The organism is Hylemonella sp. GW821-FHT10B10, assembly GCF_059415585.1.
This window is the reverse complement of sequence record NZ_JBWKNN010000001.1, coordinates 1-25070: the sequence shown is the minus strand read 5'-3', so window position 1 is coordinate 25070 and position 25070 is coordinate 1. Positions and strand designations below refer to the sequence as shown.

Genomic DNA, 25070 nt, shown 5'->3' with positions numbered 1-25070 from the left:
CCCTCACTTATGGCCCTGCTCACCCTACTCAATGCCCAATTGGCCTATGGCCACGTCGCCCTGCTCGATCACGCAGACTTTGCACTCGAATCCGGCGAACGAGTGGGGCTGATTGGCCGCAACGGCACCGGCAAATCCTCGCTGCTCAAGATCCTCGCCGGCCTCGAGAAGGCCGACGACGGCACCCTGCAACTGCAGCAGAAGCTGCGACTGACCTACGTGGCCCAGGAACCCGTTCTGGAACCCGAAGCATCGGTATTCACAGCCGTGCGCAGCGGCCTGGATAACGTCATCGAATTGATCGAGCGCTACACCAGTGGCGAGGGCGATCTGGATCAGTTGCAAGACGCCATCGAATCACAGGACGGCTGGAATTGGGAACAACGGGTCAATGAAACCTTGCATCGCCTGCATCTGGCGCCCGATGCTCTCATCAAGACGCTCTCCGGGGGCACCCGTAAACGGGTGGCATTGGCACAAGCGCTGGTGGCACAGCCTCAGGTCCTGTTGCTGGACGAGCCCACCAACCACCTCGATTTGGACTCGATCCTGTGGCTCGAAAATTTGCTGCTGGAGTTCAAGGGCAGCATCGTCACGATCACCCACGATCGCACCTTCCTCGACCGCGTGGCCACGCGCATTGTGGAACTCGATCGCGGTCATCTGAACTCCTATCCAGGCAACTTTGCCGCCTACCTGGTGCAGAAGGAAGAGCAGCTCGCACAGGAGGCCATCGTCAACGCCAAGGCCGACAAACTGCTGGCACAGGAGGAAGTCTGGGTGCGCAAGGGCGTTGAGGCGCGCCGGACTCGCAGCCAGAGCCGCATCACCCGCCTGCAGCAACTGCGCGCCCAGCACGCCGCGCGTCGCGATACCCTGGGCAGCGTCAAGATGGACATTGCCGCCGGCGCACGCAGCGGCAAGCTCGTGGCCGAGCTGACGGAGGTGGGCAAAACCTTTGGCGACCGGACCGTGGTCAGGGATTTCAGCGCCACCATCCTGCGCGGCGACAAGATCGGCCTCATCGGCGCAAACGGCGCGGGCAAGACCACCTTGCTGAAATTGATCTTGGGCGAGCTGCAGGCCGACAGCGGCCAGGTGCGCCAAGGCGCGAACCTGCAGGTGGCCTACTTTGACCAGATGCGCAACGCCCTCAATCTGGACGCGACGCTGGAAGACTTCATCAGCCCCGGCAGCGAATGGATAGAAATCGGGAACAAACGCCAGCACGTGAAGAGCTATCTCGGCGATTTCCTGTTTTCACCGGCACGGGCCAACTCGCCCGTGCGCTCCCTCTCCGGCGGAGAACGCAACCGTCTGCTGCTGGCTCGCCTGTTTGCCCGGCCCGCCAATGTGCTGGTGCTGGACGAACCAACCAATGACCTGGACATCGACACGCTGGACCTGCTCGAAGAGCTGCTGCAGGACTATCCCGGGACCGTGTTCCTCGTCAGCCACGATCGGACCTTCCTGAACAATGTGGTGACCAGCATCATCGCGCATGAAGGCGATGGGCGATGGCGTGAGTATGAAGGCGGCGTTGACGACTGGCTGATACAGGCCAAGCGCAGTCAGGCCATCCTCGCGGCCGCAGAGCCGGCCGCCCCACAGGAAACGCCGATCGCCCCGCCCAGCCCGGCGGCGCGCACGCCAGGTGGCGCCAAGCTGACCTACAAGGAGCAGCGGGAACTGGAGGCCTTGCCGGACCTGATTGACGCCCTGGAACGAGAGCAGGGACAGCTGCGCCAGGAACTGGCGGACGGCACCCTGTACACCCGAGATCCGCAACAAGCTGCCACCCTGTACCAACGAGACGGCTCCATCGAAGCAGAACTGATGGCTGCCCTGGCCCGCTGGGAAGCCTTGTCGGCGCGCGCCTGAGCGCGCGGAAGATCAAACGCGGTAGCGGTCACTCCCAGTGCTGCTCAAGCGCGCCAGCAAAGCTGGCGCGATGGCCGTCAACGGCAATACTTCGTCGGCCGCACCATGGGCGATGGCCTCGCGCGGCATGCCGAACACGACGCAACTGGCTTCGTCCTGCACATAGTTGTAGCTGCCGGCATCCTTCATCTCGCGCATGGCTTTGGCACCATCGTTGCCCATGCCTGTGAGCATGATGCCGAAGGCATTCGGGCCCACCACTTGTGCGCAGGAATGGAACAGCACCTCGACCGAAGGCTTGTGCCGATTGACCGGCTCGCCATCCTCGACCACCGCCACATAGTTGGCACCGCTGCGATCGATCCGGAACTGCCGCCCTCCGGGGGCGATGTAGGCATGGCCAGGCAGGATACGCTCGCCGTTCACAGCCTCTTTGACCGTGATCTGGCACAAGCCATCCAGGCGGGCCGCAAAGCTGGTCGTGAACCCGGGCGGCATGTGCTGGGTGATGACGATGCCCGGCGAATCCGCGGGCATACGGATCAGGACTTCCTTGACCGCCTCGGTGCCTCCGGTCGAGGATCCGATACAAATCAGTTTTTCGGTGGAGACACGTCCCAGGAGCCTGGGCAGCGTGCTCGCGGGCGTACCGGCAGCACCCGTAGCGGCAGTCACGCTGACCGTGGGATTGGGTGCGCGCCGAATATGCGCTGAAGCCGCAATCCGGATTTTTTCGACGATCTGGTCGGACAAGTCCTTGATGCCATCGGCCAAGCCGATGCGGGGCTTGGCAACAAAGTCGACCGCGCCGAGTTCCAGGGCGCGCATGGTGACCTCGGCGCCCCGCTCGGTCAACGTGGAGATCATGAGCACGGGCATGGGACGCAGCCGCATCAGGCGCCCCAGGAACTCAATGCCATCCATGCGCGGCATCTCCACGTCAAGCGTGATCACGTCCGGATTGAGTTCGCGAATCATTTCGCGCGCGATCAGGGGATCGTTGGCAGTGCCCACGCACTCCATATCACGCTGACGGTTGATGATCTCGGCCAGCAGGCTGCGCACCAGCGCAGAATCGTCGACCACAACCACACGAATCTTGCTCAAGCTCACCCCCCTAGAACAGATCCACCGAGCCGCCCGCCGTGGACTTGGCCACAGCCGCCGCGTTGCCCTTGCGCTCCTCCACCGCCAGGGCCTCGGGATGCGCATGGGCCAGGCGCTTGACCAGGGCCTTGCCGGTGACCGGAAAAAAACACACCTTGCGCGGATGGATATCCATCACATCCTGCGACACCACCGGGATACGTTCCGTGGCCAGATAGTCCAGCACGAACTTGGTATTGCGCTCCCCCACGTTCATGGTGGTGAAGCCGGCCATAACGGCCCCGCCCCCGAACACCTTGGCCTGCATGGTTTCACGTCGGGCGCCCATCTTGAGCATCTCATTGAGCAGCAGTTCCATGGCGTACGAACCATAACGCCCCGAACCATCCTCCCCCTCGGGCAGCATGAAATGGTTCATGCCTCCGACGCGCGCCTTGCCATCCCAGACGCAGGCTGCGATGCACGAACCCAGCACGGTCATGATGAGCACATCATCAGTGGACACGAAATATTCCCCGGGCAGCACTTTGACGGCGTCGTACTGAAAATGATGATCGGCATAGAAGAAGGAAGCCTCACCCGGCTTGCGCGCCTGCGCCCGCAATTCGTCAACCCGGGAAACGCGCCCTCCTGCCAGCACCTTGGTAGCGGATGTGACCGGGCGCAGGGGCGCAGCCCACACAGAGGACTCAGAGGGATTCATGCCGCTCCAGCCAGGGACGAGGCAGGCGCGCGGCCCGAAGTCGGGGAGAGCATCGGTCAGCGGCGTTCATACACCGTCTTTCCACGCAATACAAAAAGATCGCGCGACTCGTTGAAGTTTTCGGAATGGCCCACGAACAGCAGCCCGCCCGGCTTCATCACGCGATGGATGCGTTCCAGGACACTGCGCTGGGTCGGTCCATCGAAATAGATCATGACGTTGCGACAAAACACGACGTCAAAAGGTTCACGGAAGGGCCAGTCGTCGCGGATCAGGTTGACACTCAGAAATTCGACCAGACGCTGCAACTCCGGCTTGATGCGCAGAAACCCTTCATTGCTGCCCTTGCCGCGCAGGAAAAAACGCTGCAGCTTGGCCACGTCGACACCTTTGATGGAATCCTGCCGGTAAACGCCCCGCGCGGCAGTCGCCAGCACCTTGGAGTCGATGTCGCTGGCCCACAGCTTGAAGTTGGCCTGGGGGCCCAACGCATCCAGCGCGGTCATGATGAGGGAGTAGGGCTCTTCGCCGGTCGAGGCCGCATTGCACCAGACGCGCCAGGCCGTGGTGGATGGACGGGATTTCAGGTGCTCGGCCAGGATTTCGAAGTGATGCTGCTCGCGGAAAAAAGACGTGAGGTTGGTCGTCAAGGCATTGACGAACTCCTGCCATTCGGGCCCGTCATGGGATTCGAGCCAGCCCAGATAGTCGCGGAAACTCTGATAACCGGTATCACGCAATCGGCGCGACAAGCGGCTGTAGACCATGGCGTGTTTGCCGTCGTGCAGGCTGATGCCGGCACGCTGGTAAATCAGGGACTGGACACGGGCGAAGTCGGCCTGGGTCCAGCTGAACTCCCTGGCCTGCACATCACCCCCGGCAATTTCTGCCGACCCATCCCTGTCCGCGCCCGCCTTTGAAGTCCTGGCCGCTTTGTCCGTTGACAGCATAGATTGGATGACTTGGGCTCAAAGGTCGCAGGAAAGCGACGAAAATCAGGCCTCGACCGAGACCAAGCCCATGTCCACGCTGGACATCAGCTTCTCGATATCAAGCAGGATCAGCATGCGATCCCCGACCGAGCCGAGACCGACCACCGCCGAGCTGTCGATCGAACTGTCAATTTCCGGCGCAGCCTTGAGATTCTCAGGCGCAAGCTCCATCACATCACTGACGGAATCCACCACGATACCGACAATGCGGTTGTGAAGGTTCAGGATGATGACCACAGTGAAGCTGTTGTACTCCGCCTTGGCGCAGTTGAACTTCAGGCGCATGTCAATGATGGGCACGATGGTGCCGCGCAGATTGACTACGCCCTTGATGAAGTCGGGCGCATTGGCGATGCGCGTCGGCTTTTCGTAGCCGCGAATTTCCTGCACTTTCAGGATATCGATGCCGTACTCTTCCTGATCCAGCCTGAACGTCAGGTATTCGCGCGGCCTCGCCACCACATTCCCATCTTCTGCCACCTGATTCATATCGACTACTCCTTGCGATGACTCAATGACGCGAGCGCCGCACCAGGGCGCTGGTATCCAGGATCAGGGCCACCTTGCCATCACCCAGGATGGTGGCGCCCGAAACGTTCGGAACCTTGCGATAGTTACTCTCGAGGTTTTTCACCACCACCTGCTGTTGGCCCAGAAGCTCGTCCACCAGCAGCGCCACGCGGCTGCCTTCGGCCTCCACGACCACCATGATGTCGCTCGACTTGCCGCCGTCATAACGCGGCACCTGGAACACCTTCTCCAGCTCGATCACGGGCATATATTCGTCACGCACCTTGACCAGGCGCGAGCCCTGGGCCACGGTGTTGACCGCGTCATCCTTGACCTGGAAGGATTCGACGACGGATGACAGCGGGAGGATGTAGACCTCGTCGCCCACACCCACCGACATGCCGTCCATGATGGCCAGCGTTAAGGGCAGACGGACCGAGACCCGCATGCCATACCCTTCGGAAGAGTCGATTTCGACCGTGCCGTTCAGCGCGGCGATGTTTTTCTTGACCACGTCCATGCCGACACCGCGGCCGGAAACGTCGGTCACGACCTCAGCTGTCGAGAACCCCGGTGCGAAGATCAGTTGCCAGACATCTCCGTCGGTCATCTGGTCGGAAACATCCAGCCCGCGCTCGCGCGCTTTCTTCAGGATCTTCTCGCGGTTGAGGCCGCGGCCGTCGTCGCGCACCTCGATCACGATGGAGCCCCCCTGGTGGGCGGCCGACAAAGTGATGGTGCCGGTCTCGGGTTTGCCCGCGGCGATCCGGTCGGCCGGCATCTCGATGCCGTGGTCACAACTGTTGCGCACCAGGTGAGTCAACGGGTCGGTGATCTTCTCGACCAAGCCCTTGTCGAGCTCGGTGGCCTCGCCCTGGGTCACGAATTCGACCTTCTTGCCCAGCTTGGTGGCGAGATCGCGCAGCATGCGCGGGAAGCGGCTGAACACGATGGACATCGGGATCATCCGGATCGACATCACCGATTCCTGCAAGTCTCGCGTGTTGCGGTCCAAGTCAGCCAGCCCCGCCAGCAACTGCTGGTTGGCCGACGGATCCAGCGCGCGGCTGTTCTGGGCCAGCATGGCCTGGGTAATGACCAGCTCTCCCACCAGATTGATCAGTTGGTCCACCTTGTTGATGGCAACGCGGATGGTGGCCGCTTCGGGTTGGGCCGTCACTTGGCTGGCCGCTGGCTTGGCCGCGCCGGTCTTGCTGGCGCCCGGCTTGGCCTCCGCCACCTCGGTGGCAGCGGCCGCAGGATGGCCCTGGGGCAGGCCTGGCGATCCTTCGAAAAAGCCGAAACCAGGCGCGGGTGCGACCGGGGCTCCGGGCGGCGGATCGGGACGGTCCGTCCAGCTCGCCGCGGCGGGGGCGGCCATCTCACTGATCTTGACCTGCTCGCGCGATACATGGAAAGCGAAGAGATCGAGCAGATCCTCGTTGCTGGACGACGTCGTGGCGTGGAACACCCGGGTGTCCGCGCGGTCGCTGCTCACCTCGGTGACCGAGCCCAAGCCGACGATGTCACGGAACAGGTCCTTGATGCCATCCACCTGGTCCAGTCGGTCCAGCGGGCCCATGCGGATTTCCAGCTGACGGGAGCCCGCCGGGGCGGGAGCGGCTGCGGGCGCCGCAGCGACAGGGGCCGGCACCGGCGCAGCCACGACCGGGGCGGGTGCCGGGGCTGCCGGCATGCCACCCGCCGCCAGTTCGCTGATGCGGCGCACCAGGTCGGCATTGGAAGGCGGCTCACCCGTCTCGCCCGTCTGGTGTCGAGCAAGCAGCACGCGCGAGGCGTCGGCGGATTCGAGCAGCACGTCCACCATCATGGGATTGGGCTGCAATTCGTGACGGCGCAGCTTGTCCAGCAGGGACTCCATCTGGTGCGTCAGCTCGGCCACATCGCTGAAACCGAAGGTGGCAGCGCCACCCTTGACGGAATGCGCGCAGCGGAAGATGCCGTTGAGCTCCTCGTCGTCTGCGGTTTCCAGATTCAGATTGAGCAGCATCTGCTCCATGAGATCCAGGTTCTCACCCGCTTCCTCGAAGAAGATCTGATAGAACTGGCTCAGATCCAGCGAATCACCGCCGCCACTGTCCTGATGTCCCTCGGTCATGCCTATCTCCTGTTGTGATTCCGCCTGAGCACTGGCGGAATCGTTTATTACTTGATGACTTTCTTGATGACCTCGAGCAGGCGCGCCGGATCGAAGGGCTTGACCAGCCAGCCGGTAGCACCGGCAGCACGGCCGGCCTGCTTCATCAGGTCGCTCGACTCGGTGGTGAGCATCAGGATGGGCGTGGTCTTGAAATTGGGGTGCTCGCGCAGCTTGCGCGTCAGCCCCAGGCCGTCCATGCGCGGCATGTTCTGGTCGGTCAGCACCAGGTCGAAGGTCTGGGCCTGGGCTTTTTCATAGGCGTCCTGGCCGTCGACGGCCTCGACCACCTGGTAGCCTGCTCCTGCCAGGGTGAATGAGACCATCTTGCGCATCGAGGGCGAATCGTCAACAGCAAGTATCAGTGGCATGTCGGAGCTCCGGAGAAATGGGGTCTGTGGGTATTCACGTTCAACAATTCAAAACAGTTCGATCGAGCCGGCGTCCATCTCGTCCTGCGTCACCGGATTGGGGCGCTCGGGCACTTCCTCGACAAAAGGCACGGCCTCACCGTCTTCCTGCCCCATGGACTCGGAAGCCAGGCGATAGGCGCAGCCCTGCAGCACCTTGGAAGTATGTACTATGAGTTGCGAGGCCATGTCCTGGAATTGCAGTTCGGTCACAGCCGAACGCAGCACATTGCGCACGTCTTCGAGCATGGCCAGATCGGCAGTGGACGGGTCGTCCAGCCCGCTGATGGCCTTGGTGAAGCGCTGCATCAGGTTGTCCATGGTGTGGGCCAGCAGACCATCGAGCCGGGCCAAGTCGTGCACCACCACCAGGAGCGAGTCCTGGACCTCGGCCACCAGCATGACCGGCAGTTGCACGGCGGGCTGTTCCGCAGGCAGGGTGTTGGGGGCTTGCATGGTCATTCCGGTCAGACATCAGGACGCTAGATGATTCACCGCTCCAGTAAGTCCAGCATTAGAATTTTCCTGGATATAGAGTAGCAGGATTCCGCAGAAATGGGAGGGAATTCGTCAATATTTGGGGCGTTCAGGCCACCTCCCCGGCACCCCCGCCGGGCGTTTTTCATCATATCGTCTATCGCATGCAGCCAGAAGCCAACCCAGCCCCCCTACGCATCCTGCACCTCGAGGATTCGGAACTGGATCACGAAATCGTGCGGCAGACCTTGCGCCGCGCCGGCATGCCCTGCGCGCTCGAGCGCGTCGAGAGCCTGGACGACTTCGTGCGCAGACTGCAAGACAGCCGTTTCGATGCCGTACTGGCCGACTATCGCCTGCCCGGCTTCACCGCCCTGGATGCCTGGCAGGCCCTGCTGACGGTTCCTGCCCCTCCGCCTTTCATCCTGCTATCAGGTGCGATCGGCGAAACCGCCGCGGTGGACGCCATCAAGCTGGGCATGAGCGACTACCTGCTCAAGGACGACCTGGGCAAGCTGGCGCACGTGATCCAGCGTGCCATCGAAGTGCAGCAGGCCAAGCGCGAGCGCGAGCATGCCGTCGAGGAACTGGCAGCTTCGGAACAGCGCCTGGCGCGTTTTGCCGAGCATCTGCAGATGTCGATCGAGCAGGAGCGCGCGGCGATTGCGCGCGAGATCCATGACGACATCGGCGGCTCGCTTGCCGCGATCCAGTTCGACCTGTCCTGGATCAGCCGCCACCATGCCGACGCCGATACCCTGGCCCATGTACAGGCAGCCACCGGCATGTTGCAGCACGCGGTCGGCGCCAGCCAGCGCATCATGATGAACCTGCGCCCAGCCATCCTGGACCAGGGACTGGAAGCGGCCGTCGACTGGCTCGCCGGCGAGTTCGAGCGCCGCACGGGCATCCGCACCCAGGTACGCGCCACCGTGCGCCAGCAGCCTGCGCTCTCCAAGTCCATCCAGCTCACCGCCTACCGGACGGCCCAGGAAGCCCTGACCAATATCTCCAAACATGCACGCTGCAGCGAGGTACGGCTCGAGCTGTCTGACGCCGAAGGTGTATTGACTCTGGAGATCACCGACAATGGGCAGGGTATCCAGCCGCCGGAGCGCAACAAGCCCAAGGCCTTCGGGCTCAAGGGTCTGCAGGAGCGGGCGCGCACCGTGGGTGGCTGGCTGGACGTGAGCAGCCGCGAAGGCGCCGGCACGTCCATAACGCTGTCGGTCCCCCTGACAAAAGATGCAAAAGGCCAGGTGCGATGATTCGAGTGATACTTTGTGATGACCATGCTGTCGTGAGGCGTGGCATCCGCGACACCCTGTCCGAAGCGGTCGACATCAAGGTCGTCGGTGAAGCGGGCAGCTATTCGGAAGTGCGCGAGCTGCTGCGCTCGACCCCCTGTGACATCCTGGTCCTGGATCTGAACCTGCCAGGCCGCGGCGGTCTGGAAGTGCTGGCTTCGCTGCGCGAAGCGGACTCTCCCACCAAGGTGCTGGTGGTGTCCATGTTCCCCGAAGACCAGTACGCCATACGCTGCCTGCGCGCCGGCGCCCAGGGTTATCTGAACAAGGCCGGCAATCCGGCCGAGCTGATCGAGGCGGTGCGCACCATCGCCCAGGGCCGCAAGTACGTTACCCCCAGCGTGGCGCAGATGCTGGTGGACAACCTGTCCACGCCAACCAGCGAGGCGCTGCATGATGCGCTCTCTGAACGCGAGTTGCAGACCCTGCTCAAGATCGCCTCGGGCAAGCGCCTGTCCGATATTGCCGAGGAACTGATGCTCAGCCCCAAGACGGTGAGTGTCTACCGTTCGCGCGTACTGGAAAAACTCAAGCTCTCGAACAACGCCGAACTCACCGTCTACGCCATCCGCAACGGACTGGTATGAGACAGTGCGCTAGCGCCCGGTGAAAATCTCGATGGCCCGCTCCAGCAGGGACTGAAAGGGCCGGTCCAGCATGGGCAGGGTGGCCGCCATGCCTACCAGCCCCACGCTCAGCGTGATCGGAAAACCGACCGCATAGATGTTCATCTGCGGCGCTACGCGCGAGATGATGCCCAACGCCAGATTGGTGAACAGCAGCAGGGCCAGCATGGGCAGCGCGATCCACAGGGCATTGGCAAACAATTCGCCGCCCAGGGTGTACAGCTGCATCAGGCGCAGGGCCTCCAGGAAGTTCTGCGTCACCGGGAACACCTCGAAACTGCGCGTCACGGCCATCAGCACCATCAGGTGGCCGTTGAGCACCACGAAGAGCAGCGAGGCCATGTAGCCGAAAAAGCGTGCCACGGCACTGGCCTGGGTGTTGAGTGCCGGGTCGAAAAAGGCTGCGAAGTTCAGGCCCATCTGGAAACCCACCACCTCGCCAGCCAATTCGAAGGCGGCAAACACCAGGCGCACGACGAAGCCGATGGCCAGGCCGATGCCCACCTGCTGGATCACCACCCCCAGGGCCACCGGGCTGTTGAGGTCGATCACCGGCATAGGCGGCAGGGAGGCCTGGCAGGCCAGGGTGACCAGCAGGGCCAGGCCGATACGGGCGCGTACCGGGAAGGCTCGCGTAGAGAAGATCGGGGCCGAGGTGAAGACCGCCAGCACGCGCAGAAAAGGCCACAGGAACGGCGAGAGCCAGGCCATGATCTGGGCTTCGCTGAAGGTGATCATGTCGCGCAGCCCAGATCCACTCAGAGCGCGATGCTGGGTATCGCCTCGATGGTGCGTCGGATGTACTCGACAAGGATGTTGAGCATCCAGGGGCCAGCCCAGGCGAACACGGCCATGGCCGCGATCAGCTTGGGCACGAAGGCCAGCGTGGCCTCGTGGATTTGCGTGATGGCCTGGAACAGGCTGACCAGCAGGCCCACCAGCAACACGACCCCCAGCAGAGGCGCTGACACCATCAGCATGGTGATGAGCGCTTCCTGCCCGATGGTCAAGACCATTTGTGCATTCATGGGCGCCTCCTAGGGAACAAAACTGGCCGCCAGCGAGCCGATCAACAGGTTCCAGCCGTCAGCCAGCACGAACAGCATGAGCTTGAACGGCAGGGCCACCAATACGGGCGACAGCATCATCATGCCCAGCGACATCAGCACACTGGCCACCACGAGGTCGATCACCAGGAAGGGAATGAAGATCAGGAAGCCGATCTGGAAGGCGGTTTTGAGCTCGCTGGTGACGAAGGCCGGGATCAGCACACGCATGGGCGCCGTCTCGATCTTGGTCGAGGGATCGAGCTTGCCCAGCTTGACGAACAGCGCGAAGTCGGACTGGCGTGTCTGCTTGGACATGAACTGACGTATCGGCGCCTCCCCTCGCTGCAGGGCCTGATCGAAGCTGATGACGTTCTGCACATAGGGCTGGTAGGCGTCCGCATAGATGCGGTCGAAGGTCGGCCCCATGACAAAAAAGGTCAGGAACAGCGACAGGCCGACCACAACCTGGTTGGGTGGTGCCGATTGTGTGCCCAGGGCCTGGCGCAGCAGGGACAGCACGATCACGATGCGTGTGAAACCCGTCATCATCAGCAGGATGGCCGGCAGGAAGGACAGGGCCGTGAAAAACAGCAGGGTCTGGATCGGCACGGAGTAACTCGTGCCCGACGCATCACTGCCCACGATCAGGGGCAGCTGGGTGGTGTTGACCTGGGCCGCTGCCAGGGGCGCGTTCTCCTGGGCCAGCACCGGTAGCGCCAGGAGCAGGAGCAGCGGGGCAATCAGGCTGGTCACTGTGCGCAGTGAGCCGCTGAAGGCGGTCCAGCGCATCAGGGCGATCCCCCGGTATCGGGCTTGCCGCCAGCAGAGGCGAAAGCGGCGGCGCGCGGTGCAGCCGTACCCACCGGCATGCTGTGCAGGCAGCTGATGTTCTGCGCCGTCACACCCAGCACCAGCCAGACGCGCGCGCCTTCAGGGCCGACCTCGACCGTGAGCACCCTTTGCTGTGGGCCGACGACCAGGGTCGAGACGATGCGGGACGCGGTGGCGGGGGAAGTGATGCCGGCAGCGCGTTGCTGGTACCAGCGTATGGCCAGAGGCAGCAAGGCCAGAACGATCAGGAAAAGAACGACCGAGACGATGGTTTGCGTCATGCCCGCAGTTTAAGTCAAGGCCGCCGGATGATCGCGGAAAAAAGCGGCCTGAACCCGGAACAGTTGCTGCCGAGCCTCAGAGCCTGCTCGCGGCCTCTCAACCCCGGCTGATACGGCGCAAACGCTCGGAAGGAGTGACCACGTCAGTGAGGCGGATACCGAACTTGTCGTTGACCACCACCACCTCGCCCTGGGCAATCAGGTAGCCGTTGACCAGCACATCCATCGGCTCGCCCGCCATGGCGTCGAGCTCGACCACCGAACCCTGGCCCAGTTGCAGGATGTGTTTGATTGGCACCTTGGTACGACCGAGTTCCACCGACAGCTGGACCGGGATGTCCAGGACCATGTTGATGTCGGACGCCGGGGCATCGCCAGCGGAGAAGGGGCGCGCGGCCCCACCGCTGAGCACACCGCCAGGCTCGACTTCCGGGCCCTTGTCGGTGCTCTTCTGTTCCTGCAGAGCCTCGGCCCAATCGGCCATGCCGTCGTCTTCGGGCTTCTGATCCGGTTTGTCGTCAACTGCCATAGCGTTCCCCTAACCAATTGGTGTCATTGCCGCGCAGGCATTTGTCAACGCGGATGGCGTACTTGGCATTGTGCGTGCCGTACTGGCATTCGAACACTGGTACACCGTCGACCGAGGCCTCGATCCTGGGCTGGCGCTCCAGCTCGATGAAGTCGCCGGGCTTCATGGCCAGCAGCTCCTCCACCGTCGCGTCAGCCCGGGCCAGCTCGGCCACCAGGGTCACCTCGGCGGCCTGGATTTCGCGCGTCAGCACAGTGACCCAGCGACGGTCGACTTCGATCGAGTCGCCCTGGGTGGATGAATACAGCACGTCGCGGATGGGCTCCATCGTCGCGTACGGCATGCAGAAATGGATGGAGCCGGTGATCTCGGCGATTTCCAGCTGGAAAGAGGTGGAAATCACGATCTCGCTGGGTGTGGCGATGTTGGCGAACTGCGGCTGCATCTCGCTGCGCTGGTACTCCAGCTCCAGCGGGTAGATGCCCCGCCAGGCCTTCTTGTACTCCTCGCTGATCACGTCGATCAGGCGGTTGATCACACGCTGCTCGGTGGCGGAGAAATCGCGCCCCTCGATGCGGGTCTGGAACTTGCCAATGCCGCCGTAAAGGGTGTCGATCACGCCGAACACCAGCGCCGGCTCGCAGACGATCAGGCCGCTGCCGCGCAGCGGGCGGATGGCCATGATGTTGAAGTTGGTCGGCACGGCCAGCTCGCGCAGGAAGGCACTGTAACGCTGCACCTGCACCGGGCCCACCGAGATCTCGGGGCTGCGGCGGATGAAGTTGAACAAGCCGATGCGCAGATTGCGGGCGAAACGCTCGTTGACGATTTCCATCGTCGGCATGCGGCCGCGGACGATCCGCTCCTGGCTCGACATGTTGTACGAGCGGATCTCCCCGGCCTCGGCAACTTCCTCAACCGCCTTCTGGCTCTCGCCGGTGACCCCTTCCAGAAGGGCATCGACTTCTTCCTGCGAAAGAAACGATTCACTCATGGCGTTCGCATCCTTGCCTGCTCATTGCACGATAAAACTCGAGAACAGCACGCCCCGCACGGGGTTGCCATTACCACTGCCCTTGGCCGCTTTCTTGTCCTTCTTGGCTGCCGGCGTGGCGGCCTTGTTGAAGTGCCGGGAGGACGCGGCCAGGACATCCTCTGCCAGCTTTTCCTTGCCTTCGCGGCTCAGCAGCTCGTCCGCCGTGCGCTGCGACACCAGCAGAAGCACATCGCTGCGGATGGTGGGCAGGTAGGCCTTGACCTTTTCAACTTCCAGGACACCCGTCAACTCCAGGGTGATACCGATCTGTGCCACGCGCTCGCCACCGGGGTCGGCCAGGTTGACCACCATGTTGTCCAGGGGCAGATAGGTCGGAGGCCCGGTGGATTCGACCACCGCGACAACCTCTTCCTCCTCCTCGTCGTCCAGCTCGGCGGCGTGCTTCTTGCTGAGGAACATCCAGCCCCCTGCCCCGGCCAGCGCCAGCACAACCAAGGCCACCACCACCAGCAAGAGCGTCTTCTTGCTCTTGGACGGCGGTGCGGCTTCGGCTTCGGCATCGGGGGTTTTCGTGGCCACGATCTAGTCCTCTACAACATTGCTTGTTTCATAACGGCATGACACCGCACACCGCGCGGGCACATGGACCCGCACGTTCGTCAAATTATTCTCGACATCTCTGTCTACGATACCCCGATTAAGGGTAAAAAACCATGCCAATCCGGCCGGCTGGGCTCGATGGCGGAACACACTACACAAACAGGTCCACGGACCGACCCGACAGCGGCGCCGCGCGATTGGCTGACGCCCGCGCTGCCACCGGCAATTCAGACAGGGCGGCCCGGCCCTGGCGTTGGCCCGGCCGGTCCTCGGAGGACTGGCCCTGGCCACCACCGGCACCCGAACTTCCAATCGACATGCCCGAGAGCACCAAACCTTCTCGCTCCAGCAGTTCACGCAGATGCGGCATGGAATCCTGCAGCACCTGACGTGTCTGCGCCTGGTCGGCGCGGAATTCGACTCGCGCCTCCTGGCCTTGCATCTCGATGCTGACCTTGACCGGGCCTTCGCCCAGCCCCTCCACCTCGAGCTCGGCGTTCTGTGCCCCACGGCCTATCCAGTAGCTGACCTGTTCGGCCACACGCATCTCCGTCGTCAGCCCGCCATCAGGCGCCACGGCCGGAACGTCCAGACGAGCGCCATCCGGCTGGGCGACGCCGCTCCAGCTCCCAGCCTCGCCCCCACCCCCAATGCGCGGGCCATTTTTCTCACCCCGACGCTCGAAAGGTCGCAGGCCCGATTCGCCCAGCCCTGCGGCCAGCAGCGGGGCGCTCACGGGCGCGAGCTGCTCGCTGATGCGCCAGCCGAGCCGTGCCGCCAGGTCTTCACCACCTTGTTTCTTGCCGGTTTGCACTGCCAGCTCCGCCGCGTGGCTCCTGTGCTGCGCCATGCGCTGAGCCAATGCAGCCTGATGCAACAGGGGCTGCACCTCATCGGCCGGCACAGCTGCAATGGCGGCCGCGTCGGCGGGCCGAGAGAGCACCTCGGCCACCGCCGGCTGCTCCTCTGTCTGAGACGTGCGCGGTTCGGTACGCGCCGCCGCTACGGACGGCAGGGTCGCGGTCGCTTCGCCAACCATGGGAAGCTTGAGGTCCGGACTGGTGGGCTCCTGGGACGGCGCTTCCGCCACGACGGCAGGCACCGTCGGCAGCGGGACCGGAACCGCCAGGCTCGCATCCACCGGCAGCGCCGCCGGATCGACGGCCAGCTCGGTCGCGACGATCGTCGCATCGGACCCCGGCTCCTGCAACACCAGTTCTTCGGCACCCAGACTCAGCAGCAGCGAGGCGAAGTCCCCCGGGGTCGAGGCCTGGGCCTTGCCGGCACCATGCCCGTGGGCCCCGGTCTGGGTCGTCTTGGCCGCCGACTTGGGGGCGCCAGCCGTCACACCGTGTTCTATGCTCATGATCGTTCTCCATTCAAGAGGCCACCGGCACCGCCGGCGCCGCGGGCGTATTTGAGGATGGCCAGTTCATCCATCTGCTTCTGCTCGCGCTTGGCTTCGAGCTGCGCGCGCGCGCTGAGCTTTTTCTTCACCAGTTGCTGCAGGGCAGCCAGGCGCACCTCTTCCTTCACACGGCGCTGCCGGGCGGACTCGACCTGGAGCTGCAGATCGGCCATCACACCACTCTGCAGACCCATGGCCTGGTGCAAGCGCTGCAGAAAATGCTGCTGGTGCTGCATCAATTCGGCGCTCACGGTGACCGCATTCGCGGTCGCCCAGCGTGATTCGGTATCGGCGGCGTAGCTCTCGAGCTGGTCCATCTGGGCCTGCGCCTGCTGCGCGGCGCGGCGTATCTGCATCAGGGCTTGGTCGGCCTGGTCACGCGCACGCGTGGCCACTTCGATGGCCAGGGCCAGACTCTTCAGCGCTGACATGGCTGGCTCCCGTATGCTTCAGTGCGGGCCTTCATGGGAAGGCCTCTTCACGCTGGATGGTGGATGCCATGGCTTTGAGGCTTTCCTCGAAGCCGGCGCCGGCATACATGTCCTGACGCAGGAAGTCGCTCATGGGCTCATGCAGGCGGATGGCCTCGTCCAGCGCCGGATCGGAACCGTGCACATAGGCACCGATCTGCACCAGGTCGCGACCGCGCTCGTAACGCGAGGCGATAGCGCGGAACTGGCGCGCCAGTTCGAAATGTTCGCGCGAGACCACGTTGTGCATCACGCGCGAGGCCGACTGCGCGATGTCGATGGCCGGGTAATGACCTGCCTCGGCCAGTGCACGGGTCAGCACGATGTGGCCGTCCAGGATGGCGCGCGCCGCGTCGGCGATCGGATCCTGCTGGTCGTCGCCTTCGGTCAGCACGGTATAAAAAGCGGTGATCGAGCCCACGCCGTTGAGACCATTGCCGCTGCGCTCCACCAGCTGCGGCAGGCGAGCGAAACAGGACGGCGGATAGCCTTTGGTCGCGGGCGGCTCGCCCACGGCCAGCGCGATCTCGCGCTGCGCCATGGCGTACCGCGTGAGGGAATCCATGAGAAGCAGCACGTGCTGCCCCTGGTCGCGGAAGTATTCGGCCACACCGGTGGCATAGGAGGCCGCCTGCATGCGCAGCAAGGGCGGCGAATCGGCCGGTGCGGCCACCACGACGGAGCGGGCACGCCCCTCTTCGCCCAGGATGTCCTCGATGAATTCCTTGACTTCGCGGCCCCGTTCGCCGATCAGGCCGACCACGATGACGTCGGCCTTGGTATAGCGGGCCATCATGCCCAGCAACACACTCTTGCCCACACCTGCGCCAGCGAACAGGCCCAGGCGCTGGCCACGGCCCACGCTGAGCAGGGCGTTGATGGAACGCACCCCGGTATCCAGCGATTCGCGTATCGGTGCGCGGTCCATGGCGTTGATGGGTGTACGGTCCAACGGACGTGACACCACGTTCACGACAGGCCCGCGCCGGTCCAGCGGTTCGCCGTGGGCGTCAACCACACGGCCCAGCAGGCCCGGGCCCAACGGCAGGCGCAGCTGGCCCTGGGCATAACTCGCGACCTGCACCTGCGTGGCATCGCCCAGGCGGGGCGTGGCCACATAAGGCGCCGTGGGCACCACGCTGGCCCCGCTGGACAACCCCTGTACATCACCCGCGGGCATCAGGAAGGCGCGGTCGCCGGAAAAACCCACCACCTCGGCCAGCACGGGCGGCTGTGCCCCCTGGCTGATCAAGCACTGCGAACCCACCGGCGCGCGTATGCCCACAGCTTCCAGCACAAGCCCGGCCAGGCGCGTGAGCGTACCGCCGGCTTCCAGCGTGCTCTGTGGCGCAGCGGCTTGCTGGCGGGCACTGTCCAGAAATTGTTGCCAGCGTGCGCCGGGTTCAGGCATCGTCACCGGGAACCTCCTCCCAGACCAGGTTCTGTCCCAGCCGGCCAACAGCGCGGGCCCAGCGTTTTTCCAGTCGGCCATCGATCACGGTACCGCCGGATTCGACCAGGCAGCCGCCGCGTGTGATGGACGCATCGGGCTGCAGCGTCAGCGGCAGGTTAGGGTATTCCTCGCTCAGGATGTCCTGCAGCACGTCCAGGTCTAGCGGATGGAGCTTGATCTGCACCGCCCGGCTGTCGGAGAACAGCATGCCCAGCGCCTCGCGGATCACCGGCAGCAACACATTGGGGTTGCTCGCAATCTCGTGGCGCAACACCTGGCGCGCCAACTCACACGCCAGCTCCAGCACGGCCTGGCCGGCCATCTGCTCGGCGCCCTCCAGCTGGGTCCTGGCGGACTCGATCAGGCTGCCAAACTGCTCGGCGGTCTCGCGGCCCTGCTGGGCGATGTAGTCGCTGATCTGTTTCTGCGCTTCCAACAGGGTCTGCGCACGGCCCTGCTTGAAACCGTCGGCATAACCTTCGGCGTGGAACTGCTGGCGCACGGAGGCGATCTGTTCGTTGAGCTCCCGCTCGCGGCTCTGCTGCTCCAGCAGCATGGCAGCGGCATCGATATCGTTGAAATTCCAGCGCGACACGGCATCGATGTCTTCGCCGGGGATGAAACGGGTGATGGGGCGCATGGCTCGGTCTCGGATGGGCGGTTTCAGACCATGGCATCGTCGGCGCCGCCGCCGATGACGATCTGGCCTTCGTCGGCCAGGCGCCGCACGATCTTGAGGATTTCCTTCTGCTGTCCCTCCACCTCGGACAGGCGCATCGGCCCGCGCGACTCCAGGTCTTCGCGCAGCGTTTCGGCTGCACGCGAGGACATGTTGGAGAGGAACTTCTCCTTGAGCTCGGGCTGGGCCCCCTTGAGCGCGACGATGAGCGACTCGGACGCCACTTCTTTGAGCAGCATCTGGATGGCCTTGTCGTCGAGTTTCATCACGTCGTCGAACACGAACATCTTGTCCATGATCTTCTGCGCCAGTTCCGGGTCGTGGCCGCGGATCGATTCGAGCACCGTGCCTTCGATGACCGTGCCCATCAGGTTGATCATCTCGGCTGCGGTCTTGATGCCGCCCAGCGAGGCCTTGCGGATCTTGTCGCCGCCGGCCAGCACCTTGAACAGCACCTCGTTGAGGTCCTTGAGCGCGTTGGGCTGGATGCCCTCCATGGTGGCGATGCGCAGCATGACCTCGTTGCGCTGGCGTTCGGTCAGGTGCTTGAGGATGTCCGCCGACTGGTCGTAGTCCAGGTGCACCAGGATGGCCGCCACGATCTGCGGGTGTTCGTTGCGCAGCAGCTCGGCCACCGACATCGGGTCCATCCACTTCAGGCTTTCGATGCCCGAGACGTCGCCGCCCTGCAGGATGCGATCGATCAGCAGGGCCGCCTTGTCGTCGCCCAGAGCGCGCTTGAGCACCGAGCGCACATAGTCACCGGAATCGGACACCAGCAGGCTTTGCGCAGCTGCGATGTTGGTGAACTTGGTCACCACATCGTCGACGCGCTCGCGCGTGATGGACTTGGTCTTGGCAATGGCCTCACCCAGCTTCTGCACCTCTTTCGGTGACAGATGCTTGAAGACCTCGGCCGCCTCCTCCTCCCCCAGGGACATGAGGAGGACCGCGGCGTCCTGCAGACCGTCGTCCGGTGTCGCCATGGTTATCCCGCCGTCAGGGCGCCGCCCTGACCTTCACCGTTGATCCACCCCTTGACGATGCCGGCCACGGCGGCCGGGTTGTCGCGGGTGAGCTTGCGTGCATCCTCCAGGGCCAGTTCGCCCGGTGTGGGGCCCACTTCTTCCCGGGTCGGCGCAGCAAGTTGCGGACGGTCCGGCTCTTCCGACAGCATGGCGTCGAGCTGCGGACGGCGCTGCTCGGAGGGTTTGCTCAGGGACTTGAGGGCGGGACGGATGACACCAAAGAGCACCAGCACGGCCAGCAACAGGGTGCCCAGCGGCCACGCAAAGCTGCGCGCCAGCTCCTGCAGTTCAGGCTGCTTCCACAGGGGCAGATCCGGAATGGCGATCTTTTCCTGGGCAAACGGGGCGTTCATGAGGTTCACGGAGTCACCTCTTTCCTGGCTGAAACCGATTGTCTCACGCACCAGCGCCGTCATTCTTTCGATCTGCTGCTCGGTCAGGGGCGTTGTCGTCGTCTTGCCCTTGGCATCGGTCTCGGTCTTGTGGTTGACCACGACCGCGGCGCTCAGGCGCTTGACCATGCCGCTGCCGGCTCGCACCACGCGCACGGTCTTGTCGACCTCGTAGTTGATGATGGATTCACGCCGTGTGGCGGGCGGCGTCGCGGCCGCAGCGGCACCCGGGGCGCCAGGCGCGAGCGCCTGTGCCGGCCCGTTGATGGGCGCAGTGGAAGGCGCCGGGGGCTGGTTGCTGGTGGCACCGGGCACACCGGCCGGGCCGGCCGGGCCGGGGCTGCTGCTCTCCAGCAACTGCTGGCTGCGGATGCTGCCGGAATCGGGGGTCTGGTTGGGCTTGTGCGTCTCCGAGGTCTGCTCGGTCTGCGAGAAATCCACCTCGGCCGTGACCTGGGCCTTGACGTTCTGGCGGCCCACCACGGGCTCCAGGATATCGAGGATGCGCTGACGATAGAGGGTTTCGAGCTGCTGCACATATTGCAGTTGCTGCGCGTCGACGCCGCCGGCGGCGCCATCGGGGCCATTGGTCGGCTGGGACAGCAACTTGCCAGTATCGTCCAGCACGCTGACCGCCTCGGGTTTCATCTCGGGCACGCTGGACGACACGAGGTGCACGATGCCGGCGATCTGGCTGCGGTCCAGCGGGCGGCCGGGATTCAGGCTGAGCAGCACGGAGGCCGAAGGCTTCTGCTGCTCGCGGAAGAAGCCGTTCTGGTTGGGCAGGGCCAGGTGCACACGCGCTGACTGCACCGAGGACAGGGCCTGGATGGAGCGCGTGAGCTCGCCCTCGAGCCCGCGCTGGAAACTGACGCGCTCCTGGAACTGGGTGACACCGAAACGGTTGGCCTCCATCAGTTCGAAGCCGGCCACCGAACCCTTGGGCAGGCCCTGGGAGGCCAGGCGCAGACGGGTATCGTGCACCTTATCGGCCGGCACCAGGATGGCGTGACCGCCCTCGGCATGCTTGTAGGGAATGTTCAGCTGCGAGAGCTGGGCAATGATGGCGCCGCCGTCCTTGTCCGACAGATTGGCGTAGAGCACCCGCCATTCGGCCTGGCGCCCCATCATGAGGCCGACGATGGCGATGACCACGAACAGGACCACGCCCATGGCCAGACGGATGATCTGCCCCTGGTCCAGCGCCGCAAAGCGTTGGCCCAGGGAGGGGTTCAGGGGGATCGCAGCAACTTCAGCCATGGTGTTTTCCGGTGCATCCTGGCGCGGTTTTCAGCGCCTGTGCATCGGATTATTCTGGCTGCCCCCCAAAACATTAGGGGGAAAAGGCACTGATTTGCCCGCCATTTCAAAATAATGGCGGTCGGCAGCAGGACTAGCATCAGTCCCAACATCATTCCTTCGGGACTGCCTTATGGATTTACGTCTGACCCCAACCACCATGCCGGTCACGGTGCGCCCCGGCATGGCCGCCAAAGCCGGCGCCGCGCAAGCCGGTGTGGCCGCCAAGGGCTTTCAGGCCGAGATGCAGTCGGCGCTGAAATCCGTCAGCGAAGCGCAGAACTTCGCCACCACCCTGCAGAAGCAAGTCCAGATGGAAAACCCCAAGGTCAGCCTGGAAGAGACCATGGTGGCCATCCAGAAAGCCCAGATCGGCTTCCAGGCCACGCTACACGTGCGCAACCGCATGGTTCAGGCCTATACGGACATCATGAACATGCAAGTCTGAAGACTTGCCGTCCTGGTCTGGCACGCCCTCAGTGCAGCACGCGCTTGCCGCCGCCGTCCAGGATCTCCTCCAGATGGGTGAGCCAGGGTTCGGTCAGGTTGCGGATCTCGGCGTCGTTGCGCAGGATGCGCTGCATGATGCGCGTCTTCTCGCTGCGCTCTTCGGGTCGCAGCTCTTCCTCGCGTGAGCGGTAGCGCAGCTGCTCGATCAGCACGGCGCACACACCTTCGTAGCGCATCACGGATTCCAGGTCCTTGACCCGGGCCGCCTCCAGCATCTTGGAGCTGCTGTCCTCGATGGCCTTGTAGTAGTCGATCAGCATCTGTGGCATGGTCAGCTCCCGGCTCCGCCGCTCTGCTGCTTGATGGCCTTCCAGCCCTCGGCCACAGACTCGATCAGCGTGTGTACCTCTTGCAGCAAAGCGTCATCGTTCTTGGCATTGGCCAGCACCAGCTGGTGCACGCAGTAGTCGTAGAGCGCATTCAGATTCTGGGCAATCTCGCCGCCTTCCTCCAGATTCAGCCCGGTCATCAGGCCTTCCTCCAGGATGCGCAGCGAGCGCGTGATGGCATCGCATTTGCCCGGCACGTCCTGGCGCGCCAGGGCGCCACGTGCGCGTGTGATTTCCTGTAGCAGCCCTTCGTACAGCAGCACGATGATCTGGTGCTGATCGATGGTATGCATGCTGGTCTCGACACCAATGCGGCGGTAGGCATCGGCACGGGGGCGGCTGGCAGTCTGGTACATGGGGTATCCGTCCTCGGTCAGTTTTTTTCGTCCTGACTCTATATCGGCCCGATGGGGTGAAAAGTGAAGTCCACCGATCTCAATTGGAAGACTTGTTCCACTGGCTAATTTGCTGCGTGATGTAGGTGTTCAGCGCATTCAGGCTGGCCATCTGCGTATCCAGGGCGCTGTACTTGCGGTTCAGCTGCGTCTCGATACGGCTGGCCTTGTCGTTCACGCGGTCCTGGTCCTTGGCGTTTTCGTCCAGCATGCGGTTCAGGCTGTCGTCCTTGCGCGAGAAGAAGCCATCACTCGCCAGCAGGGCCGTCGTCAGGCTCTTGATGCGCACGGCTATGCCCTGGGCGTCTCCCGTGCCCGTGCTGCTGAACAGGGTCTTGAGGGCGTCCGGCTTCGCCAGGGCGGCGGAAAGCTTGGTCGAATTGATCTCCAGATCACCCCCGCGCTGCGCGCTGATGCCGATGTCGCTCAGGCGGCTGTAGGTCCCGCCGCTGGTCAATGACTGCACCGCCGCGCGCAGGGCACTTTGCAAGGACAGCGTGGTGCTGTCGCCTTGCAACAGGGCGCCCACGCCCTTGGCCTCGTCGTACTTGGTCGCCTCGTTGAGCACGCCGTTGATGTCGTTGTAAGCCTTCACAAAGGCTTTGATATTGGTTTCAACCGCCGAGTTGTCAGGGGCCACGGTGATCGTCACCGGCTTGCCCACCTCCGTCTCCTTGCTCACGGTGAGCGTCACACCCGAGACCACATTGGCGAAGGTGTTGGTCGAAGAGGTCACCGGTATGCCGTTGATCGTGGCCTCCGCATCGGCCGCCGCCTTGGTTTCCGTGGTGCCGAAGAGCAGACGCGACAGACCCAGGTCATCGGCATCATTGCCATCGATATCGCTCACGCCCAGTGTGAAGGCACCGTCCAGGCCGGTCGCCTTGCTGCTCAGCAGCAGGCGCTCACCCGTGCTATCGGTCAGGATGGTGGCCGTCACGCCCGCGCTGGAACCATTGATCTTGCTGGCGATGTCCGACATCGTGTCGGTTGCGCTGACCTCGATGTCCACGGCCGTACCGTCCACCGTCAGGGTCAGCGTGCCTTCCCCCAGCGCCGCGCCGGCGGTCAGGGACTGGGAGGCCGTGGCCCGCGCCTGGGCCAGACTCTGCACTTCCACGCTGAAGCTCGTGGACTGGGTGCCCCCGATCGCGCTGGCGCTCACGTAATCCTTGGCCGAAGAGGTTGCGGTCACCGCATTCCAGCCCGTCACGCTGGTGAGCTTGCCCACCGCGTCCTGCAGGGACGAGACCATGGACTTGATCTGGCCAAAGGTGGTGATCTTGGTCTGGGTGGCCGCGGCGTCGACCTTGAGCTTGTCAAGCGGCTTCTTCTCCAGCTCGACGAGCTGCGAGACAATGCTTCGGACATCCAGTCCATTGGTGCCGATGCCAAGCGATGAAATCGTAGCCATATTGACTCCTAGCCGGTTTGACCGGCAGTACTCCGGAATTATCGGCCTCTACCCCCTCCCTGTCAGCTTGATCAAGGGGGAGAAAAGACCATATTTCCGCTTCTCTCGGTTATCGGCGGGAAATGGTGGAACTTGAGACCTATCGCCCAAAAGAAAAGGCTGGCGCCGAATTCGGCGCCAGCCTGGAAGGGCGGGGCTCTTGCGTCTGTTCCTACGTGAGCCCTTGCTCTTCTTTTATTACTGCAACAGACGCAGCACACCCTGGGGCAGCTGGTTGGCCTGGGCGATCATCGCGGTGCCGGCCTGCTGCAGGATCTGGGCGCGCGACAGGGCGGCGGTTTCGGCCGCGAAGTCGGCATCCATGATGCGGCTGCGCGAAGAGGTCAGGTTCTCGGACGAGATGTTCAGGTTGTTGATGGTCGACTCAAACCGCGACTGCAGGGCACCCAGCTTGGCGCGTTCGCCGCTGACAAAGGCCAGTGCCGAGTCCACCGTCTTGATCGCATCGTTGGCCTTGATCACCGTCGTCACGTCCAGGTCCGCCACCTTGTGCAGGGTCGAGGAGGTGTCGATACCGAAGTACGCGGACGAAGCCGCCACGGTGGTGGCGTGGCTCAGCACGAAGGACTTGTTCGAATCCAAGGTGATGTAACCGCTCATCAGGGCATTTTCTGCCGTGGTGTTGGCCGTCAGCGTGACTGCGCCCACCGAAGCCAGCGCACCGGCGCTGTCCGCCTTCATCTTGTTCACCGTCACGTTACCGCCGTTCTGCACCGCCGTGTCGGACACCAGGATGTCCTCGCCCGAGCTGTTGGTCAGGATCACGCCCGTGCCCGCGGAGTTCATGCTGGCCACCACACCGGTCTTGGCCGCCTTGTCGTTGAAGGCCGAGATCGCGCTGGAAAGGCCACCGGGGGTGTTGGCCGAGGTCAGGCTGAAGGTGATGGCTTCGGCCGTGCTGTTGTCCGAGCGCAGGTTCAGGGTGTAGGCGCCGGTGGCGCTGAAAGTCAGCTGCACATCGGTCTGGGCATCGGCGGTCACGCCCGTGACGGTGGCTTGCTGGTTGATGGCGGTCACGACCGTCTTGGCCGTGTCATTGGCTGCGATGGCAATTGCTGCGCTGCCGGCCGCACCGTTGATGGTGACCGTCTCGGCCGTGATGCCGTTGGCGCCCCAGGCCGCGCCGGTGGCGGCCATGCTCATGGCGGCTACCGAGTTGATGGCCTGGTTGTTGC

28 protein-coding genes are annotated in these 25070 nt (G+C 63.8%); 4 read left to right on the top strand and 24 right to left on the bottom strand.

Going from position 1 to position 25070, the window contains the following annotated elements; translation table 11 throughout:
• Positions 1 to 9 precede the first annotated feature (9 nt).
• A complete protein-coding gene (locus AC07NT_RS00140; RefSeq protein ID WP_498598443.1) occupies positions 10 to 1881 on the top strand; it encodes an ATP-binding cassette domain-containing protein in 1872 nt (623 codons plus the stop codon).
• 12 nt (positions 1882 to 1893) lie between these two features.
• Here AC07NT_RS00140 and AC07NT_RS00135 read toward each other — a convergent pair whose 3' ends face one another.
• The 7 genes from AC07NT_RS00135 to AC07NT_RS00105 are packed head-to-tail and all read right to left on the bottom strand — an operon-like array spanning position 1894 to position 8217.
• Positions 1894 to 2988 carry a protein-glutamate methylesterase/protein-glutamine glutaminase gene (locus tag AC07NT_RS00135; protein WP_498598444.1) on the bottom strand — a complete coding sequence of 365 codons (1095 nt, stop codon included), beginning with the start codon at positions 2986 to 2988 and terminating at the stop codon, positions 1894 to 1896.
• Between the two features lie 10 nt (positions 2989 to 2998).
• Positions 2999 to 3691: a chemoreceptor glutamine deamidase CheD gene (gene cheD, locus AC07NT_RS00130; RefSeq protein ID WP_498598445.1), complete on the bottom strand. Its 693-nt coding sequence runs from the start codon at positions 3689 to 3691 to the stop codon at positions 2999 to 3001.
• Between the two features lie 56 nt (positions 3692 to 3747).
• The gene (locus AC07NT_RS00125; protein ID WP_498598446.1) at positions 3748 to 4641 is read right to left on the bottom strand and encodes a CheR family methyltransferase; all 894 of its coding nucleotides are present in this window, start codon (positions 4639 to 4641) and stop codon (positions 3748 to 3750) included.
• A gap of 45 nt (positions 4642 to 4686) precedes the next feature.
• On the bottom strand, positions 4687 to 5172 hold the full coding sequence (locus tag AC07NT_RS00120) for a chemotaxis protein CheW (protein WP_498598447.1): 486 nt from the start codon (positions 5170 to 5172) through the stop codon (positions 4687 to 4689).
• Positions 5173 to 5194: 22 nt separating this feature from the next.
• Positions 5195 to 7312 carry a chemotaxis protein CheW gene (locus AC07NT_RS00115; RefSeq protein ID WP_498598448.1) on the bottom strand — a complete coding sequence of 706 codons (2118 nt, stop codon included), beginning with the start codon at positions 7310 to 7312 and terminating at the stop codon, positions 5195 to 5197.
• 47 nt (positions 7313 to 7359) lie between these two features.
• Positions 7360 to 7722, bottom strand: a complete 363-nt coding sequence (locus tag AC07NT_RS00110) for a response regulator (protein WP_498598449.1) — start codon at positions 7720 to 7722, stop codon at positions 7360 to 7362.
• Positions 7723 to 7770: 48 nt separating this feature from the next.
• Positions 7771 to 8217, bottom strand: a complete 447-nt coding sequence (locus AC07NT_RS00105) for a hypothetical protein (RefSeq protein WP_498598450.1) — start codon at positions 8215 to 8217, stop codon at positions 7771 to 7773.
• Positions 8218 to 8402: 185 nt separating this feature from the next.
• Here AC07NT_RS00105 and AC07NT_RS00100 point away from each other — a divergent pair, with 185 nt between their 5' ends.
• A complete protein-coding gene (locus AC07NT_RS00100; protein WP_498598451.1) occupies positions 8403 to 9506 on the top strand; it encodes a hybrid sensor histidine kinase/response regulator in 1104 nt (367 codons plus the stop codon).
• Positions 9503 to 10132 (top strand): response regulator, encoded by a 630-nt coding sequence (locus tag AC07NT_RS00095; RefSeq protein WP_498598452.1) that lies wholly within the window; start codon positions 9503 to 9505, stop codon positions 10130 to 10132. The genes AC07NT_RS00100 and AC07NT_RS00095 overlap by 4 nt, the downstream gene beginning before the upstream one ends.
• Before the next feature lie 9 nt (positions 10133 to 10141).
• On the opposite strand, the gene fliR is transcribed toward AC07NT_RS00095, so the two are convergent.
• The 13 genes from fliR to fliF form a co-directional block, all read right to left on the bottom strand.
• Positions 10142 to 10909 (bottom strand): flagellar biosynthetic protein FliR, encoded by a 768-nt coding sequence (fliR, locus tag AC07NT_RS00090; protein ID WP_498598453.1) that lies wholly within the window; start codon positions 10907 to 10909, stop codon positions 10142 to 10144.
• A gap of 20 nt (positions 10910 to 10929) precedes the next feature.
• Complete coding sequence (gene fliQ, locus AC07NT_RS00085; protein ID WP_498598454.1) at positions 10930 to 11199, bottom strand: flagellar biosynthesis protein FliQ; 270 nt, start codon at positions 11197 to 11199, stop codon at positions 10930 to 10932.
• A gap of 9 nt (positions 11200 to 11208) precedes the next feature.
• A complete protein-coding gene (gene fliP, locus AC07NT_RS00080) occupies positions 11209 to 12009 on the bottom strand; it encodes a flagellar type III secretion system pore protein FliP (RefSeq protein WP_498598455.1) in 801 nt (266 codons plus the stop codon).
• Positions 12009 to 12332, bottom strand: coding sequence for a FliO/MopB family protein (locus AC07NT_RS00075; protein ID WP_498598456.1), 324 nt, complete (start codon positions 12330 to 12332; stop codon positions 12009 to 12011). Before AC07NT_RS00075 ends, fliP begins: the two co-directional genes overlap by 1 nt.
• Before the next feature lie 97 nt (positions 12333 to 12429).
• A complete protein-coding gene (gene fliN, locus AC07NT_RS00070) occupies positions 12430 to 12861 on the bottom strand; it encodes a flagellar motor switch protein FliN (protein WP_498598457.1) in 432 nt (143 codons plus the stop codon).
• Positions 12851 to 13855: a flagellar motor switch protein FliM gene (gene fliM, locus AC07NT_RS00065; protein WP_498598458.1), complete on the bottom strand. Its 1005-nt coding sequence runs from the start codon at positions 13853 to 13855 to the stop codon at positions 12851 to 12853. Before fliM ends, fliN begins: the two co-directional genes overlap by 11 nt.
• 21 nt (positions 13856 to 13876) lie before the next feature.
• On the bottom strand, positions 13877 to 14437 hold the full coding sequence (locus tag AC07NT_RS00060) for a flagellar basal body-associated FliL family protein (protein ID WP_498598459.1): 561 nt from the start codon (positions 14435 to 14437) through the stop codon (positions 13877 to 13879).
• A gap of 172 nt (positions 14438 to 14609) precedes the next feature.
• The gene (locus AC07NT_RS00055) at positions 14610 to 15824 is read right to left on the bottom strand and encodes a flagellar hook-length control protein FliK (RefSeq protein WP_498598460.1); all 1215 of its coding nucleotides are present in this window, start codon (positions 15822 to 15824) and stop codon (positions 14610 to 14612) included.
• Complete coding sequence (fliJ, locus tag AC07NT_RS00050) at positions 15821 to 16297, bottom strand: flagellar export protein FliJ (protein WP_498598461.1); 477 nt, start codon at positions 16295 to 16297, stop codon at positions 15821 to 15823. The genes AC07NT_RS00055 and fliJ overlap by 4 nt, the downstream gene beginning before the upstream one ends.
• Before the next feature lie 31 nt (positions 16298 to 16328).
• On the bottom strand, positions 16329 to 17747 hold the full coding sequence (gene fliI, locus AC07NT_RS00045; RefSeq protein WP_498598523.1) for a flagellar protein export ATPase FliI: 1419 nt from the start codon (positions 17745 to 17747) through the stop codon (positions 16329 to 16331).
• A complete protein-coding gene (locus tag AC07NT_RS00040) occupies positions 17740 to 18429 on the bottom strand; it encodes a FliH/SctL family protein (RefSeq protein ID WP_498598462.1) in 690 nt (229 codons plus the stop codon). Before AC07NT_RS00040 ends, fliI begins: the two co-directional genes overlap by 8 nt.
• Before the next feature lie 23 nt (positions 18430 to 18452).
• Positions 18453 to 19454, bottom strand: a complete 1002-nt coding sequence (gene fliG, locus AC07NT_RS00035) for a flagellar motor switch protein FliG (RefSeq protein WP_498598463.1) — start codon at positions 19452 to 19454, stop codon at positions 18453 to 18455.
• Positions 19455 to 19456: 2 nt separating this feature from the next.
• The gene (fliF, locus tag AC07NT_RS00030) at positions 19457 to 21148 is read right to left on the bottom strand and encodes a flagellar basal-body MS-ring/collar protein FliF (protein WP_498598464.1); all 1692 of its coding nucleotides are present in this window, start codon (positions 21146 to 21148) and stop codon (positions 19457 to 19459) included.
• A gap of 172 nt (positions 21149 to 21320) precedes the next feature.
• On the opposite strand from fliF, the gene fliE reads away from it, so the two are divergent.
• Positions 21321 to 21635 carry a flagellar hook-basal body complex protein FliE gene (gene fliE, locus AC07NT_RS00025; RefSeq protein ID WP_498598465.1) on the top strand — a complete coding sequence of 105 codons (315 nt, stop codon included), beginning with the start codon at positions 21321 to 21323 and terminating at the stop codon, positions 21633 to 21635.
• Between the two features lie 28 nt (positions 21636 to 21663).
• Here the strand turns inward: fliE and AC07NT_RS00020 are convergent, their stop codons facing one another.
• The 4 genes from AC07NT_RS00020 to AC07NT_RS00005 all read right to left on the bottom strand — a co-directional run.
• Positions 21664 to 21966: a flagellar protein FliT gene (locus tag AC07NT_RS00020; protein ID WP_498598466.1), complete on the bottom strand. Its 303-nt coding sequence runs from the start codon at positions 21964 to 21966 to the stop codon at positions 21664 to 21666.
• Between the two features lie 2 nt (positions 21967 to 21968).
• Positions 21969 to 22382, bottom strand: a complete 414-nt coding sequence (gene fliS, locus AC07NT_RS00015) for a flagellar export chaperone FliS (protein ID WP_498598467.1) — start codon at positions 22380 to 22382, stop codon at positions 21969 to 21971.
• Positions 22383 to 22461: 79 nt separating this feature from the next.
• On the bottom strand, positions 22462 to 23835 hold the full coding sequence (gene fliD / locus AC07NT_RS00010; protein ID WP_498598468.1) for a flagellar filament capping protein FliD: 1374 nt from the start codon (positions 23833 to 23835) through the stop codon (positions 22462 to 22464).
• 237 nt (positions 23836 to 24072) lie between these two features.
• The coding region (locus tag AC07NT_RS00005) for a flagellin (protein WP_498642658.1) at positions 24073 to 25070 on the bottom strand (998 nt) is incomplete at its 5' end.